The following is a 16,130-nucleotide window of genomic DNA, read 5'->3' as shown; positions in this document are numbered from 1 at the left end:
CCTCAGGTTGGGGTATCGGCGTCGGCGTCAGCTTCGGCGGCGCCAGGATCGGGCTCGATGGCGGCCAGCGCAAGGGCGTCCGCCTCGGCTTCGCGGATGGCGCTGGCGTCGCGCATGGCGGTGGCGTCGTTGGCGGCTTCGTTGGCCGCTTCGCTGGCGGCCGGCTTGGGCACCACCACCGCTACCGGCGCGCGCTTGAAGACGTCGGCCAGGGCGCCGTTGATGATGCGTTCCTTGAGCACGTCGGTATCCATCAGCAGGTCGAGCAGGGGGCCTTCGAGGATCACGTCGCCGCGCCGTTCGATGAAGCCCATGCGCGAGAGCGCGCCCAGGTTCATGTCCATGCGCGTCTTTTTACCGAGCTTGTCGCCGAAGTCCGACAGCAGCGCGGTGTACGAGATGCCGATCGAGGTATCTTCCGCGCGCGGCATCGGCTTGTCCTTGTCGAACAGGTCGTTCTGGTCGTCGTCGGCGTTCTGGTGGGTTTCCTGGCGCTCGCGCTTGGGCAGGATGATCTGCGCCCACAGCACCACCAGCAGCGCCACGCCGTCGCGCGTGAGGCCGAAGTTATTGTTTTGCCAGATATCCTTGGCGCCGAAAATCTTCGGCTCCACGGCGCGGTGCAGCGCCAGCGTGACGTGGTCGGCGTAGACGTTATCGAGCAGCTTCAAGCCCGATTCGAGCAGGCGCTTGTCGACTTCGGCGCGGAACAGTTCATCGGACAGCACGCGCTTGACCAGTTTGTCGTCACGGCGCAGGGTCTGGTGCGTCAGCAGGCGCGCAATCAGGATTTGGGAGTCGTCATTTATCATCGGCCGGGCCGCTTTCCAGATCAAGTGAGAGGGTGGCGATCGACATCGCAAAGACGTGCGGGTCGTTCAGCTGCACCATTTCGTCGGTGGGCGTGAAGGTGATCGGCAGGCGCGCCAGTTGCGCCGTGGCGCCCTGCAGGCTGGCCTCGGCGGCGTCGCCCAGCAGCGGCAGCATCGAGGCGCGGTACGACGCCACCGCAAAGCTGGCCGGCAGCAGCGAATCCTGGATCGGTACCGTTTTCGGGCCGTGCTCCGAGAAGCTGGGGAAGTTGCCGAGGTTGGCAAAGTCGGCCAGGCGCGCCAGCCAGTCATCGAGTTCGGCCTGGATGGCCGGGCCGTCGTTGATCGTCAGCGGGGCATCCTCGCCCTGCGGCAGGCCGCTCGGGCCCGTGCTGGCGCTGCGCTCGGCCAGCAGTTCGGTTTCGGCCACGTCGATCATTTCGGCCGGGGTGACGAACAGCGGCATGACCGGGCGGTCGATCGCGCCCTGCGCCAGGCTCGATAAATCGTCGTGCGCCAGCAGCCAGCGCTTGACGTCCGTGGTCGACAGGCCGGACTGGCCGAGGTGCACGCGCTGGCGCTCGATCTGGTTCAGCGCGCGCGAGAACATGCCCTGCATGTTCAGCAGCGCGCTCTGGGCGCGTCCGATGGCTTGCGCGGCCTTGTGGGTGGCCGAGTCGGCCCGTTCGTCGCTGGTGATCGCGCGCAGGATTTCGGAACCCTTCTCGACCCAGTCGCAAGCCATGTGCCACTTCGCTTGCGAGGTACGCAGGCGGAACTCGGAACCGGAGGCGATCGCATCGCGAAATTCCTCGGTCAGTTCGACCAGGCGTCCCAGCAGGTGCTTGAGCTGTTCGACGGTGACCCCGCCCACGGCCTGGGCGCCGGCCACCTGCGAGAGCAGGAAACCCATCTCGGCGTCGTCGTCGGCCTGGCCCATCGAGAGCAGGGTGTCGAGCGACGAGAGCACGTTGCGCGCCATCGGCGTGACGCGGTAGACGGCGGCCTGGGCATCCCAGGCCAGCAGGCTGTGCGAACGCAGGCGGGTGAGCACCGTTTCCAGGCTTTCGGGAATCAGGTAGGACAGCTTCTGGTTGATGTCGGCGCGCGAAAACGCGGTGGTGCTGGTATCGGCCGCCAGTTCGCGCAGCACCAGCAGGCGGATCAGCACGCCGTCGGCGCCGCCATGGAACAGCGCGGTGAACGCTTGCAGGGTCGGTTGCGCCCGCTTCAAATGAAAGACTTGCTCGATCTCGTCAGCCGAAATGCCGGCGTGAAAATGCGCCTGCAAGGAATCGTGGTCGTCTTGCCCTAAAGTCAGTGGTTCTGCAGCCACGCCTGCCGTTGTTTCCATCATCGTGTTCCGGTACCAGTTTCTTGCTCTCGGCAAAAGGTCTTGCCGTTGGGGGCGTCAGTATATCAGTTAAGCCAAGGCAATCCGACCAAACGTACCCACCCTGTTTGCAATCTTGTTTCATAATTGCAAGAACTATTGAAACTAAAGTAATATCACATCATTAAGAGGAGAGATGCGTGGATCAAGAAGAGTTGCAAAGGATTACTGCCTTGCCCGATTATTTGCCGTCTCCGCAGGTGGAGAAGGAACTCGCCTCCCTGCTGCGCTCGTTCCGGCACGGGGTGCCGGACCCGGCGGAAAAGTTGATGATGATGCAAGCACTGTCGCAATTGGCCGACAGGCAATGGCAAACCTATGAAATCCTGCCGCATGCGGCCAGGAAGCGCCTGAGCGCGTTTGTGATCGGCGTGTGGGACCGGCGCGACCTCGATTCGACCGCCTTGATGCTGACCATCATCCGTACCCTGGGGCTGGCCGACGCCCTGTCGTACGCCGCCTCGGTCGACCCGGAAAGCCTGGAGACGATCATCGCCGCCGGCATCCGGCGCGCGATTGCCGAGTTCGGCGAAACGGTGGGCAATCCGTATGCACAGATCAAACAACGGCAGCAATAAACCCGGGCCGGCAGCGCCCGGGAGCAACGCTTATTTCTTGCTGATCTTGTCGACCGTCTGCTCGATGAACTCGCCTTCTTCATCGCTGTAGCGCAATTGCACCGGATACCAGTCGTGCGCCGGCGCCAGCCACAGGTCGATGGCCTGGTCCTTGGCACCCGGCGGCGGCGCCTTGATCAGGTGCACCGCCTCGACTTCGCCCAGCCCGGTCGCGATCTTTTCGCGCTTGACCACCTTGAACGACCACGGCTGCGCATCCTTGCGCCCGGCCACGAACAGGCGCCATTCCGAACCCGGCGTGAATTTGTCCGGCTGGGCGCGCGCCAGCGCCGCCAGTTGCCACTGCGCGCTGCTGCGGTCCTGCTCGCCGCCGAGCAAGGGATAGGTTTCCTTGCCCGCGCTAAAACTGAGGATCTTGGCGGCGCGGTCGAAGGTGGCCGTGGTGGCTTCCTTGCGGTAGCGCTTCTCCACGAACTGATCCGGCGCGATGCCGTAGTTATCGATCTTGCCTTCGCTGCGGCTGTCGAGGATCTTGCCGAGCATCTGGGCTTTCGTTTCAGTGACGAGGCTGTACTTGCCCTCGCCCGCGCGCCAGGCCACCTGGGCTTCGCCGCTCAGGCTCAGCCCTTTCTGGCGCGCCTTGAGCGTGTAGTGCAGGTCGGCCGATGGCGGCATGTTGACCGGACGCAGCTGCGCCTCATGTTCGCCCGCAAATACGCTGGCGCCGGAGAAGGTACCGGCCAGTACGGCGCCGCCCAACAGATGTGTCAATAGTGTAGGTCGCATAGTTTAGTTTCCTGAATCGGTGATGAGAATCTTGCGGATGGTCTGGGTCGTGACCGAGCCGTTCGACTCGGTATTGCGGATCTGCACCGGATACCAGTTGTGTGCCGGTGCCAGCCAGATGTCCAGTCGTGAGTTATAGGCCCCCGGGCGCGGCGGCCGCGCGACGTGCCAGGTCGCCATCCGCCCCATCCGGGTATCGATTTCTTCCTTCCCGACCAGCACGAAGCCGAACGGGTTGGCATCCTTTTCCTCGCCCACGAACAGCTCGACGCCGCTGGCCAGCTGGGCGCTGTCGGCCCGTCCGATGGCGGCCAGCTGCAGCAGGAAGCTGGCCTTGTCCTGGGCCCCGGCCACCATCGGATAGCTGCGCTCGGAGGCGGAAAAGGTAATCTTGCCGTCCGCCCCGCCGAAATGGGTGGCCGTCTGGGTCTTGCCGCGCCGCTTTTCGGTGGCGGTGCGCGGCACGATGCCGTCCGCGCCGACCGTGCCTTCGCTGGTGAGCAGCACCAGGTTCACGCGCGCGACCAGCACGCTCACGCTCGCTTCCATGGACAGCTTGTAGGCGCCGCCCGCTTGCTTCCACGATATGGTCGACAGGCCGGACCAGGTGCCGCCGTCGCGGTCGGTGCGCGCCACGTCGAAGTTCAGCTCGGCCGATGGCGGCAGGCTGACCTTGAGCGCCGGCTTGACCGGTTCCGCCGGTGCCGCTTCTGCCACGGGCGGCGGCTCGGGCGCCAATTCCACGGCGGGCGCCACCTCGGCAACGCTCGCTTGAACGGGCGCCGGCGCCGCATCGGCGGCATCGCCCGCGCCGCCAGCCTCGGCCTCGCTGTTCACCTCGGCGACGGGCGCGGCCGGTACGGGCGTGCTCCTGGCCGGCGCACGCGGCCGCGCGGCAGCTGGCTTCGGTGTCGGCTTCGGTGGCGGCAAGGGCGCTGCCACCGGCGCCGGCGCGTGCAACTGGGCGACGATGGTGACCGGTTCCGGGTCCGGCGCAGTGGCCGGCGCCGGACCGATACGCGCACCGACAAAACTGATCGCCAGATAATGCAGCAGCACTGTCGCCGTGCCGATCGCCAGCGCGCGGCGTCGTCGGGAGAGAAAGGATGCGATCGTCATGGCCACAGTTTAACGTGTCTGGCGCTTTTCCCGCTGATACCAAGCAGTGCGCGCTTTGCTGCTCGCACAACATACTTTGATGGGATGTTAATTATCTGCTACGCTCAAGCTTCTACTTTACGGAGACTTCCATGCTGAAACCACCCATGCCCAACATCCCCGGTGTCGGCGCCGTGACCGACACGCTGGACTTCGTCAAGAATTTGTGGGGTAGCATGGCCGTGCCGGGGATGTCTTTCCCCAATATGGCCATGCCGCCTGTCTCGCTCGACGAGCTGGACAAGAAAATCGCCGACCTGAAAGCCGTCGAAGCCTGGCTCAACATCAATGTGTCCATGCTGCGCGGCACCATCCAAACCATGGAAGTGCAGCGCGGTACGATCGCCACCCTGAAATCGATGGGCGCGACCTTGGCGGCTGCCGTCAAGCAACCTGGTGCGGATGAGAAATCGGTGCTGGCGGCGGCGCCGTTCGCGTCGGCATTTTTCACCCAGCCGGCCCCCGCCAAGGCGCCTGCGCCCGAGCCAGCCAAAGAGCAGAAAGACGCGCCACCGGCGAACGCGATGAGCAATCCCGTAGCGTGGTGGAACATGCTCCAGGAACAATTTAATCAGGCGGTGACCACTGCAATGACGCCCGAGGCGGGCACGGAGAAGGCGGGAGACGCTGCCGGGAACGCGGCGCCGTCCGCGGCGCGGCCGTCGGCAGCGGACGCGGCCAACGCGAGCCAGGGCGAGCCGGAGAGTGAGGCCAAGGCCGCAACCCGGCGCGCCAAGCCGAAAACCGGCGCCTGACAGGGCACGCCGCCCGAAGGGGCGGCAGCGGCTGCCCAGTTACAGCAGTTGCCTACGCCAGACGCTGAATCCGGATCGCGTCGATCAGGCCGTCTTCCTGGCGTTTGATGGTCGAGATGGTAATCAAACCATCTTCCGCCATCTGTTTGACTTGCTCATGCACAGCCTGGAACGAGGGCACGGTATCGCCCTTGGCGGCCACTGGCCGTATCCATGCACTGCTGCCTACACGCATTTTTTCATAGACTTCATTTGCGATGTCGCGCATGTACGTCCCTTTCTTGTTGTATGCGGAAACTTCCGCGCAGTGATCAGTTTATCACCAGCAAGCGTGGGGACAAGCGCAAACGTGCAAACGGCTCAGCCTGGGTCAACGCCATCGGCCTCAGCGCCCGCTCCCGGCGCCAGTGCGGCGAGCTGTTCCATGAGCTGGGCGAAGCGCTGTTGCCCGGGCAGGATTTTGTCCACGTGCAGCAACACCTCGGTCGCTTCGGCCGCCAGGGCGGGGTCATAGCCGAGCTGCTGCATGTGCGAAATCAGGATCTGCGCCGAGTTGAACAGGATGCGCAGGTTGTTGGGCAAGCTCATGCGCGCGCTGCGCATCCAGGCCACGGCCTCGGGCAGCTTGCCGGTTTTCCATAACGACACGCCCTGATTCATCAGGTCGCTCGCTTCCTTCCTCGACGAGCGGATCAGCGCCAGCCCCTCGTCGCCCATATGGACGTGGTCAAAGATTTTCTGTACGTCGTCGAGCAATTGCAGGTTGTCGTGATTGTTCTTGATCACATAGCACAGCAGCTCGACAGGCGACTCGCGGTGCCCGACGAAAAACAGCAAGGTCGCCAGTTCCAGGCAAGTGGGCGTATCGGGACGCTCGGAACTGCCGATGAGCATCTCGTCGAGCTCGTCGCCGGCCTTGCGCGCGCGCTGGAAGTCGCCGCTCTCGTGGTAGACCATGCCCTCGGTAATCTTGCTGCGGAGTTGGATTTGTTCGCCGGGAAACTCGCGCTGGGCCAGCACCAGCAATTGCATCGCTTCCTTGGTGTCGTGCTTGAGTCCGCAGACCCGCGCCAGGCCCAGATAAGCGTCGACCGTTTTCATGACCGAATATTCGCCGATTGAAATGCACTTGCGGAATGCTTTTTCAGCCATCGCCACATTGCCGAGCTTGAGCGACACCTGCCCCAGCGAACGCTGCCGCATCACCGAATTGGGCGACAGCTTGGCCGCGCGCTCGAGCACGGCGCAGGCTTCCTCGTGCTGCCCCATGCCCTGGTAAGTGAGCGCCAACTGATCGTAAGCGTCGATGTAGTAGCGGTTTTCGGCGATCACGCCCTGGAACATCTGGCGCGCCTGCTCGTATTCGCCGTTGGCCATGCGGATCTTGGCCAGGCCCGCCTTGGCCCATTGATAATCGCGCTCCTGCAGCACGCGCTCGTAGGTTTCGCGCGCCTTTTCCGGCTCGCCGCTCTTGAGCATCAGGCGCGCCTTCATGCGCAGCAATTCCATTTCATGCACCTTGCTGGCCACGATCTGGCTGTCGCACATCTTGGCCGCGCGCAGGTAATCCTTTTCGGCAAAAGCCTGGTCGATCTGCTTGAACACTTGTTTCTTCTGCCACACGCGGTTCAGGCGGGTCAGCAGCACGCCCTCGGTGATCGGCTTGATCAGGTAGGCGTCGGGCTGATGCTCGGCCGCGCCCATGACCGATTCGATGCCCTTCTCGGCCGACACCATCAGCCAGACGCTGCTCGGCAGCAGCAAATTGCGTACGCGCGCCTCTTCCAGCACTTGCTGGCCGTTCTTGCCCTCGCCCAGGTTGTAATCGCACAGCACCACGTCGTAGCGGATGCGCGCCAGCATGGCGATAGCTTCGCCGCCGCTCGATGCCTGGTCGATATTCTTGGCGCCCAGGTTGCGCAAGCTTTCGCGCAGCAACTGGCGGATCCCGATGAAGTCGTCCACCACCAGGTAATTCTTGCCGGCCCAGTCGACCAGCTGGATGCTGGTGGCCAGGTTGGCGGTCGGCTTGGGATCGACGATCATGGCAGGCTCAGCACGAAGCAGGCGCCGCCGTAAGTGCCGCCGTTTTCCAGGCGCAGGCGGCCCGCGCGCTGGCGGTGCTTGTGCATCTTGGCCACTTCGCTGGAGAAATACAGACCCAGGCCGGTGCTGTTGGTCAAAAAATTCACGCCCGCCCTGGCACCAAGCGTGGCCGATACGCCGGCCTCCAGCATGGCGGCCGAGTAGCCGGCGCCGTTGTCTTCGATCCGGATCTCGAGGTCGCCGTCGACCACGCCGATGACGAGGCGGATCGTGTCTTTGGTGTAATGGATGGCATTGTTGATCGCATGGCCGAGCACGCCGACGATCAGATCTTCGTCCACATGCCAGACCAGGTCCGGATCGGCACTCGTTTCCAGCTTGATATGGCGCGAGTCGAGCAGGATGCGGCTGGCGCCCGCCACCTGCGCCACCAGGTCGCCCATCGCCAGCGGCTGCATGTCGAAGGGATAAGCGGGTTTGCCGACCTGCTTGTACAGGGCCAGCAGCTGGATCAGGTTGTCGTTCAGGCGCTTGGTCTGGTACAGCATGTGCGCCATCTGCGGATAGGCCGTCTCCGTGCCGGGCGCGGCGTTGGCAAGCAAGGTCTCCAGCGTGCCGCTCAGCACGCTGACAGAGTTTTTCATATCGTGCGCAGTGGACGCAAGAAACAGAAACAGCTCGTTCGACTCGGGCGCATCGTCCATCGTGCTCGGCTCCAGCCACGCTGGGCGCGGCGATCAGTTGCAAAAGAGTTGCTGCATGCCAATTATAACCGGATGACACCGTGCCCGGTTCGCTATCCTACCTCGCCACGGCGCCGTTCGCGCAGCAGGAAACGGGCCGGATCGAGCGCCGCGACCAGGTCGGCCTCCAGCGGCAAGGGCTCGCCGTTAAGCTGCGCGGCCAGCAGTTCGGCCGCCAGCGGTGCCCAGGTCAGGCCGCGCGAAGCGTAGCCGAGCAGGCCATACACGCCGGCGTGGCGCGGCACGTCGCGCAGGCGTTCGATGCGGCCCGCCGCGTCGGGGTCCGGCAAGGCGCCCACCAGCGGCATGCGGTCCGGCGCCACGCAGCGAAAGCCGACCCTCCCCTGCAGCGGCGCGTCGCGTCCAAGCGCCGGATCGCCCAGCATGGTGCGGATCTTTGCCAGGTTCTCGTCCTGGCTGCTCTGGCGCAGGGCCGGGTCGGCATCGTCGTCGTAGCTCGCGCCCAGGCTGTGCATGCCGCCCACGGCCGGCGTCAGATAGGCTTCGCGGCACAGCACGAAGGGCAGCGCCGGCGCGGCGCCCTGGGCCAGGTGGGTCACCTGGCCACGCACGGGGGACAAAGGCAGGCCGGCGGCGAACGCCACGTCGGCCGCGCCGGTGCCGTTGGCCAGCACCACCACCGGCGCTTGCGCCAGCACCTCGCCGGCGGCGTCGATGGCGCACCAGTCGGCGCCGCGCTTTTCCAAGGTCACGGTGCCGGCGCCGAAGTGCCGCACCAGCGCCTCGCCGCAGGCGGTAAGCATGGCGCCGCAGGCGCTGGCGGGCCGTATCCAGCCGCCCTGGCGGAACAGCCAGGCGCCATCGGGCGCGGGTGCGCCAAGCAGCTCGCCCGCGGCCGGCGCTTCCAGCCATTCGGCGAAATCGGCGGGGTAGGCGTGGCTTGCCGCGATGGCGCGCTGCACGTCGGCATGCGCGGCGTCGCGCGCCAGTTGCAGCACGCCGCAACGCGCGCTGTCGATGCCGTTCTCGCCAATGCGGTCCCAGTAGGCTTGCGCATACAGGAAGGCGGCGCGCGACAGGCGCGTCATGAGATTATCGTCTTTTGAAAGCAGCGGCATGGTGATGCCGGCCAGGTTGCCGGACGCTTCACGCGCCGGCTGCGCGTGGCGTTCGATCAGCGTCACCTGCCAGCCGCGCGCGCACAGGCGCTCGCAGGCTGCCGCGCCGGCCAGGCCCGCACCGATCACGATGGCGCGGCGCGCGCGCGGTGCTGCCGGCCCGGCTTGGGGACGGCGGCTGGCATAGACCGCGCGCTGCACGCCGGGTTCCCAGGCAAAGCCGGCGCGCGCCAGGGTCGCCATCTGCGTGTGCGTGAGGCCGTCGGCGTCGAGCAGCGCGCCGGGTTCGGCCAGTTTGCCCAGCGCGTGCGCAAAGCGGGGGCCGGCGTCGCCAATGTCGTGCAGCCAGATGGCATCCAGGCGCGCGGTCAGTTGTTCGAGGGCAGTGTCGAGCGGCGCGGTGAGCAGGTCGAGCGTCACCGCGTCTTCAATTTGCGGAATGCGCCGATAGCCGGGCAGTGCTTCATTTGCCAGCGCAATGTAATGCAGGCGCGCGGGCCGCTGCGGATCGTTGCGCCAGGCGTGCAGCGTCTTTTGAAAGGCCGCGCCGTCGCCATAAGCGGCATCGAAAATGACGAAGTGGGCGCGCTCGCTCCAGGTGGTCTGCCAGTTCATGCGATCCGCTGCGCGTGGCGAAAGCAGGTGGCCGAATGGTCGTCGATCATGCCGATGCCCTGCATGTACGCGTACACGATGGTCGAGCCGACAAACTTGAAGCCGCGTTTGAGCAGGTCCTTGGACAGGCGGTCCGACAGCTCGGTCTTGGCCGGCGAGCGCTCGTCAGCGCTGTAGTGGTTGACGATCGGTTCGCCGTCGACAAAACTCCACAGGTATTGATCGAGCGTGCTGCCCTCGGCGCGCAAGCGCAGGTAAGCCTGGGCGTTGGTGATGGCGGCGGCCACCTTGAGCTTGTTGCGCACGATGCCGGGATTGGCCAGCAGCTCGGCCACCTTGGCGGCATCGTAGCGGGCGATTTTTTCGGCGTCCCAGTTGTCGAAAGCGAGGCGGTAGGTATCGCGCTTGTTCAAGATCGTCTCCCAGCTCAAGCCCGCCTGCGCGCCTTCGAGATTGAGCATTTCAAACAGCGTGTTCTCGTCGTGGCAAGGCACGCCCCACTCATGGTCGTGGTAATCGAGATAGCGTTGATTGGCGGGGTTGGCCCAGGAGCAGCGTTCAATAGTCATGATGTCAGTATAGTTCAAGGCGCGCGTTTCAGCACCTTCGCCAGCACGTCGATACCGTGCACGATCTGCGCTGTCGTCAGCGACGAAAACCCGAGCAGCAAGCCGGGGGCGAATGCGCACGCGGGCGTGGCCATGCGGTTGGCATAATAGTCCAGCGCGCGCGTTTCGATGCCCTGCTCCAGCGCGTGCGCCACGACCGTGGCTTCATCGTGGCCGCGCCGGAAATGCACGGCCAGATCAAGGCCGGCGTCGGACGGGCCGACTGTCACCTGCTCGCCCATGCGCGCCTCGATCGCGGCCAGCAGCGCCGCGCGCCGTTCGGCATACGCGTCGCGGGTACGCCGGATGTGACGGCCGAAATGACCGTCGGCCATGAAGTCGGCCAGCACCATCTGCGGCACGATGGCGGTGTGGCGGTCCATCACGGCCTTGGCGCGCACCACCGCTTCGACCAGCGCCGGCGGCGCCACGATGTACCCGAGGCGCAGGCCGGGGAACAGTACCTTCGACAAGGTGCCGACGTACAGCACGCAGCCGGCGCGGTCCAGGCTTTGCAGGGACGCCAGCGGCGGGCCGGTGTAGCGGTACTCGCTGTCGTAATCGTCCTCGATGATCCAGGCGCGTTTGGCGGTGGCCCAGCGCAGCAGCTCCAGGCGGCGCTGCAAACTCATGGTCACGCCGAGCGGCAGCTGGTGCGAGGGCGTGGCCAGCACCATTTTTGCGTCCGGATACTGTGCCATGCCGTAGGCGACATCCATGCCGTCTGCGTTCACGGGCACCGTGCACACATTCGCGCCGGCGGCGAACAGCGGCGCGCTGGCGCCCTGGTAGCCGGGCGACTCCACCCATACCTGGTCGCCGGGGTCGAGCAGCAGTTGCGACAGCAAAAACAGGCCCTGTTGCGAGCCGGAGGTGATGATCACCTGTTCCGGCGTGCAGGTCACGCCGCGCGAAGCGCGCAGGTAAACGCACAGCAGCTCGCGCAGCGGCGCGTAGCCGGCCGGGTCGCTGTAGCCCATGTGATGGTCGGGATGGCGCCAGCGCCGCCCCTCCAACCGGCTCCACACATCGAACGGAAACAGGTCGAGGGACGGCATGCTGACCCGGAATGGACGCAGTTTCCCCTGGTGGAAGCCGACGCTTTCCATGGCCGTGGCGTAGGCATCGCCGCGCGCGGACAGGGGGCGCATCGGGGCGTGCGTGGCTTCCGGCCCGGGCGCGGCCTGTGCCAGATGGTCGCTGATGAAGGTGCCCTTGCCGACGGCGCCATGGAGATAGCCCTCGGCGCTGAGCTGGTCGTAGGCGTTGAGGACCGTCTGGCGCGAGACCGCGAGCAGGCGCGCCAGTTCGCGCGTGGGCGGCAGCTGCATGCCGGCGCTGAGCGTGCCGCGCAGGATGGCTTCCTTGATCTGCGCGTAGAGCTGGCGGAACAAAGGGTCGGGCGTGCCGCGCGCGAGGGGCAAGGCGGCGAGGATATCGGTAACGAGCATGGCTATCCAGTAATTGGTCTTCATATAATCGCGTGAATTGGATATTTGAGCAAGCCAAACCGGCGCATAAGATAAGCGGATGGACACGTCGTGTCCAATCACCCTCCGGAGCCAAGCAAGATGCAGCAATTCGAAGCACAACTGGTCTGGCAGCGCGGTGCGCAGCCCTTCCTGGACAACCGCTACAGCCGCGCGCACGCGTGGTCGTTCGATGGCGGCCTGCGCGTACCCGCCTCGTCATCGCCGCTGTCCGTAGCGCTGCCGATGTCCGACCCGGCCGCCGTCGATCCGGAAGAAGCGCTGGTCGCGTCGGTATCGAGCTGCCACATGCTGTTCTTCCTCTCGCTGGCGGCGCGCGCCGGCCACGTGGTGGACGACTATCGCGACCATGCCCTCGGCACCATGGACCAAAACGCGGACGGCAAGATGGCGATGACAAAAATCGTGCTGCGTCCCGCGATCACCTTCGCCGACGGCACGCGCCCCGACGCCGCCCAACTCGACGCCCTTCACCACGCCGCCCACGCGCAGTGTTACATCGCCAACTCGATCAAGGCCGACGTGGTCATCGAAGGGAGTGCTTAATGTACGGACCTTCCGCCTTCGACGAAATCCGTCCATCGCTGCTGCACGGCCTGATCGACGCGCACCCGCTGGGCACCATCATCACGCACGGCGACGGCGGTTTGGACGCCAATCACATTCCGTTCGAGATCGATGCCGGCGATGAGAACGCGCCGTTCGGCATCCTGCGCGCCCACGTCGCCCGCGCCAATCCGCTCTGGCGCCATGAAGGCGAGACGCTGGTGGTGTTCCAGGGGCCGTCGGCCTACATCACGCCCGCGCTGTACGAAGACAAGAAGATCAACGGCAAAGTGGTCCCGACCTACAACTACGCCGTGGTGCACGCACATGGCACGCTGCGCGCCATCGAAGACCCGGCGTGGATACTCGCACTGCTCGGCCGCCTCACCGCGCGCCACGAAGCGGCGCAGGCGGCGCCATGGTCGCTGGAGGACGCACCGTCCGACTTCATCGACCGGCTGGTGACGATGATCGTCGGGATCGAAATTCCGGTCGAGCGCATGCACGGCAAATGGAAGGTGAGCCAGAACCGATCGCAGAACGACCAGCGCACGATCGAGTCGGCCATGGATGCGCCGATGGCGCAAGCGATGCAGCGACGCTCGGCCTAGCGCGGCGTCACTTTGTCGGAAGCGAGCACCAGGCGCCGTGTCTTGGCGCCTGCGGCAACCTGCACCTCGTCGATGTTGGTCACCAGCCGCGCCTCGCCGTCGGCCAGCGCCTGCTCAAGATGGTGAATCAGGCGCGAGAACACGCCGTCGTGCCGCGCCTCGGGCGTACTGTAGATGCCGGCCCAGGCATTGCGCCCCGAGCGCTTGACCAAGTACAGGCCCTGGTCGGCCAGCTCCACCACTTCGGACCACGACAACAGGCGCGGCTCTTCCGGCACGAACGGAAAGCACGCAAATCCGATCGAGCAGGTCTTGCGCAGCGTCGTCCCGTCGGGCAGCACGAAGTCGCGATTGGCAACCGCCTCGCGGATGCGCTCCGCCACCACTTTCGCGTCATCCCGATGGGTCGCGCGCGCCAGCACCAGGAATTCTTCGCCGCCCCAGCGAATCAGATAGTCGGACTCGCGGAACACTTCACGCAATCGCTCCTGCATCTGCACCAGCACCGCGTCGCCGGCGGCGTGACCATGCCGGTCATTGACTTCCTTGAAGTGATCCAGGTCGACCATGAAAAACACCAGGTCCTTGCCCGGCGCATTTTCGCGTTCCGGCGCGCTGTTGCGCAGCGGGTCGTCATAGCCGCGCAGGCTCATGACCACGTCGGCGTCGACATGCTGCAGGAAGAAGCGGCGGTTACGCAGTCCGGTCAGCTGGTCGGTCAGGCTCACCTCTTCCAGCGCCTTGTAGGCCTGTTCCAGTTCGACGTTCTTGTCCAGAAGCTGCGCCTGGGTCGCGCTCAGGGCCTTGAGGGTGGCCGCCACCTGCAGATAGGCGCCGGCGTTATCGAGGGCGATGGCGCCGTACGCGCACAGGGTGCGAAAAATCAGCCGCTCGCGTTCGCGGTAGGCGTTGGCCTGCAGCGACTGCACCGTCATCACGCCCAGCACCCGCTCGCCGATCAGCAGCGGCGCAAACAGCAGGCTCAGTGTCGGCAAGGTACCCGGGATCAGGTTCGGCATGTCGTCGCCGGCATTGAGGTCGAGCAGGATCTCGCGCCGCTCGCGCACGCAGCGCGCCGAATTGGCATGTTCGTCGGTGAGCGAATAGCGCGTGGCCGGCAGCGGCTTGCCCGCTTCCACGCCGAACGCGCAGCGCAGCGAGCTGCCGTCCGCGTCGATCAGGAAAATGGAAAAGTGGGTGGCGTCTAGCAGGCCGTGCACGTGGCGGTCGAGCGCGCGGAACACGGCGGCGGCGTCGAGATGGGTGGTGATCTCCTGCCCGATGGCCGACAGATGTTCGAGCGTGGCGCTGGTCTGCTGCAGTACCTCGGCGCGCTTGGCTTCGGCCGCGGCGAGCTGGCGGTGATGCTCGCCTTCGGTCTTGGCGCGCTCGGTCTGGTACTGCACCTGCATCGCGACGGCGCGGTTGGTCGCCTCCTGGCTGTGGGTCTTGTCGCGCGCGGCGCCTGCGCGCAGCGCGATCTCGTAGGCCTGGGGATAGTCGCCGACGCTGGCGTACTCGCGCGCCACCGCGTCGTACAGGTCGCCCGGCACGGTGTAGCCGTCGATGGTGGCCGCCACCGCCATGGCCTGCTTCAGGTAGTGCAGCGCGGGACTGGGCGCTTCCAGCGGCGCGGGATCGGCCAAGCGGTGGCGCGCGTGGATCTCGGCCAGCACCTTGAGCGCGGCGATCTGGTTGTAGGCGTCGCCGTGTTCGCGCGCCAGCGCCAGCGCCGCCGCGGCCTTGTCGAGCGCCTCGAGCGGGCGGTTCATGTGCGACAGCGCATGCGCCTGGCCGCGCCGCGCGCCGCTCTGGAAGTCGGCCTGGTGCAGCGCTTCGCCGCGCGCTTCCAGGCGCGCGAAGCTTGCCAGCGCCGCCGCATAGTCGCCGCCGTCGAGCGCAAGGTCGCCCTCGTATTCGAGCGCGATGGCGTAGGCGCGCGATCCGGACATGGGTGCGAGCGTGGCCAGCGCTTCGTGCAGCAGTTCCAGCGCCGCTTCGCGCTGGCCCAGCTGGCGCAGCGTTTCGGCGGTCTGCATCAGCGCCAGGCCAATGCTCATCGGCCAGCCGGTCGGACGCGCCAGATCCAGCCCGCGCTGCATCCATTCGAGGGCGGCGTGGTGCGCATTGAGGCTGGTGAAGGCATTGCCGATATTGGTGGCGACGTTGATCGCGCGCCGCACCTGGCCGGTGGCCAGCGCCGCCTCGAAAGTATTCATCAACAGGCCGATGGCGCGCCCGAAGTCGCTGGCCTGAAAAGCCGCGGTGCCGAGATAATCGTTGATCCATCCGGCGGCGGCCGGGTGCAGGCCTATTTCGGCCGGGTCGAAACGCTTGCCCCAGCGCTCATTGGCCGATTGCAGATTGCGGAACACCGCGAACAGGGCGGCGGCGGCGTCGATCACGTCGGCGCGCAGGCGGTCGCCGGCACGCCAGACGTCATGCGCGGCGCCCACCAGTTCGGCATCGCTGGCGGCGGCATTGCCGCGATCGACCTCGATCCAGGCGCGCAGCCAGCGCGCGTCGGCGCTGCCGATGGAATTGTCCTGGCGGTGGAATTCGGCCCAGGCGTCGTCCGCCAGCGCGCGCGCGGCGTCCAGATGGCCGGCCAGCCAGGCCGCTTCGCCATCGATCAGCTGGCAGCGCGCCTGTTCCAGGCGGCGTTCGGATTCGGGCAGCAGCATCAACAGCGGCGCGGCGTCGACCGACAGCGCGCGGGCGCGAGCCGGATCGCGCTGGCGCAAATGCCAGGCCAGCGCCAGCATCGGCTTCAGGCGCGCGACGCCGTACTGGGAAGAAAGCTCCTCTTCCAGCTGCGTCAGATCCTGGTCCACTGCAAACATTTCTAGCAATCGAAACCCCCGAATTTGCCGCCACACCGTCGATGGGACATGCCCTTTATTATTTCAC

Annotated in this window: 15 protein-coding genes; 4 read left to right on the top strand and 11 right to left on the bottom strand. The window is 65.9% G+C overall.

Going from position 1 to position 16,130, the window contains the following annotated elements; genetic code table 11:
• Positions 1-2: 2 nt before the first annotated feature.
• Together CR152_RS05535 and CR152_RS05530 are read right to left on the bottom strand one after the other, a co-directional pair.
• Positions 3-809 (bottom strand): hypothetical protein, encoded by an 807-nt coding sequence (locus CR152_RS05535; RefSeq protein WP_229413773.1) that lies wholly within the window; start codon positions 807-809, stop codon positions 3-5.
• A complete protein-coding gene (locus tag CR152_RS05530; protein ID WP_099874029.1) occupies positions 802-2,169 on the bottom strand; it encodes a hypothetical protein in 1,368 nt (455 codons plus the stop codon). The genes CR152_RS05535 and CR152_RS05530 overlap by 8 nt, the downstream gene beginning before the upstream one ends.
• A 209-nt stretch (positions 2,170-2,378) precedes the next feature.
• Between CR152_RS05530 and CR152_RS05525 the strand changes: the two genes are divergently transcribed.
• Positions 2,379-2,783 carry a hypothetical protein gene (locus CR152_RS05525; RefSeq protein WP_099874028.1) on the top strand — a complete coding sequence of 135 codons (405 nt, stop codon included), beginning with the start codon at positions 2,379-2,381 and terminating at the stop codon, positions 2,781-2,783.
• Positions 2,784-2,813: 30 nt separating this feature from the next.
• On the opposite strand, the gene CR152_RS05520 is transcribed toward CR152_RS05525, so the two are convergent.
• Together CR152_RS05520 and CR152_RS05515 are read right to left on the bottom strand one after the other, a co-directional pair.
• A complete protein-coding gene (locus CR152_RS05520) occupies positions 2,814-3,569 on the bottom strand; it encodes a DUF3108 domain-containing protein (RefSeq protein WP_099874027.1) in 756 nt (251 codons plus the stop codon).
• 3 nt (positions 3,570-3,572) lie between these two features.
• Complete coding sequence (locus tag CR152_RS05515) at positions 3,573-4,688, bottom strand: DUF3108 domain-containing protein (RefSeq protein ID WP_099874026.1); 1,116 nt, start codon at positions 4,686-4,688, stop codon at positions 3,573-3,575.
• Between the two features lie 131 nt (positions 4,689-4,819).
• On the opposite strand from CR152_RS05515, the gene CR152_RS05510 reads away from it, so the two are divergent.
• Positions 4,820-5,482: a PhaM family polyhydroxyalkanoate granule multifunctional regulatory protein gene (locus CR152_RS05510; RefSeq protein ID WP_099874025.1), complete on the top strand. Its 663-nt coding sequence runs from the start codon at positions 4,820-4,822 to the stop codon at positions 5,480-5,482.
• 52 nt (positions 5,483-5,534) lie between these two features.
• On the opposite strand, the gene CR152_RS05505 is transcribed toward CR152_RS05510, so the two are convergent.
• The 6 genes from CR152_RS05505 to pdxR all read right to left on the bottom strand — a co-directional run bounded on the left by CR152_RS05505 (position 5,535) and on the right by pdxR (position 12,048).
• Complete coding sequence (locus CR152_RS05505) at positions 5,535-5,750, bottom strand: hypothetical protein (protein ID WP_099874024.1); 216 nt, start codon at positions 5,748-5,750, stop codon at positions 5,535-5,537.
• A gap of 92 nt (positions 5,751-5,842) precedes the next feature.
• Positions 5,843-7,528, bottom strand: a complete 1,686-nt coding sequence (locus CR152_RS05500; protein ID WP_099874023.1) for a tetratricopeptide repeat-containing response regulator — start codon at positions 7,526-7,528, stop codon at positions 5,843-5,845.
• Positions 7,525-8,172, bottom strand: coding sequence for a sensor histidine kinase (locus CR152_RS05495; protein ID WP_229413283.1), 648 nt, complete (start codon positions 8,170-8,172; stop codon positions 7,525-7,527). Before CR152_RS05495 ends, CR152_RS05500 begins: the two co-directional genes overlap by 4 nt.
• Positions 8,173-8,324: 152 nt before the next feature.
• The gene (gene mnmC1 / locus CR152_RS05490; protein WP_099874021.1) at positions 8,325-9,965 is read right to left on the bottom strand and encodes an FAD-dependent 5-carboxymethylaminomethyl-2-thiouridine(34) oxidoreductase MnmC1; all 1,641 of its coding nucleotides are present in this window, start codon (positions 9,963-9,965) and stop codon (positions 8,325-8,327) included.
• Positions 9,962-10,534 (bottom strand): DNA-3-methyladenine glycosylase I, encoded by a 573-nt coding sequence (locus CR152_RS05485; RefSeq protein ID WP_099874020.1) that lies wholly within the window; start codon positions 10,532-10,534, stop codon positions 9,962-9,964. The genes mnmC1 and CR152_RS05485 overlap by 4 nt, the downstream gene beginning before the upstream one ends.
• A 14-nt stretch (positions 10,535-10,548) precedes the next feature.
• Positions 10,549-12,048: a MocR-like pyridoxine biosynthesis transcription factor PdxR gene (pdxR, locus tag CR152_RS05480; protein ID WP_229413282.1), complete on the bottom strand. Its 1,500-nt coding sequence runs from the start codon at positions 12,046-12,048 to the stop codon at positions 10,549-10,551.
• 96 nt (positions 12,049-12,144) lie between these two features.
• Between pdxR and CR152_RS05475 the strand changes: the two genes are divergently transcribed.
• Positions 12,145-12,609: an OsmC family protein gene (locus tag CR152_RS05475; protein WP_099874019.1), complete on the top strand. Its 465-nt coding sequence runs from the start codon at positions 12,145-12,147 to the stop codon at positions 12,607-12,609.
• Positions 12,609-13,220, top strand: coding sequence for an FMN-binding negative transcriptional regulator (locus CR152_RS05470; protein WP_099874018.1), 612 nt, complete (start codon positions 12,609-12,611; stop codon positions 13,218-13,220). The genes CR152_RS05475 and CR152_RS05470 overlap by 1 nt, the downstream gene beginning before the upstream one ends.
• On the opposite strand, the gene CR152_RS05465 is transcribed toward CR152_RS05470, so the two are convergent.
• Positions 13,217-16,063, bottom strand: a complete 2,847-nt coding sequence (locus CR152_RS05465) for a sensor domain-containing diguanylate cyclase (RefSeq protein ID WP_099874017.1) — start codon at positions 16,061-16,063, stop codon at positions 13,217-13,219. The two genes, CR152_RS05470 and CR152_RS05465, sit on opposite strands and share 4 nt — an antisense overlap.
• Positions 16,064-16,130 lie beyond the last annotated feature (67 nt).

This window comes from Massilia violaceinigra, assembly GCF_002752675.1.
Taxonomy (GTDB): Bacteria; Pseudomonadota; Gammaproteobacteria; order Burkholderiales; family Burkholderiaceae_D; genus Telluria_A; species Telluria_A violaceinigra.
This window is presented reverse-complemented; position numbering and strand designations above follow the sequence as displayed.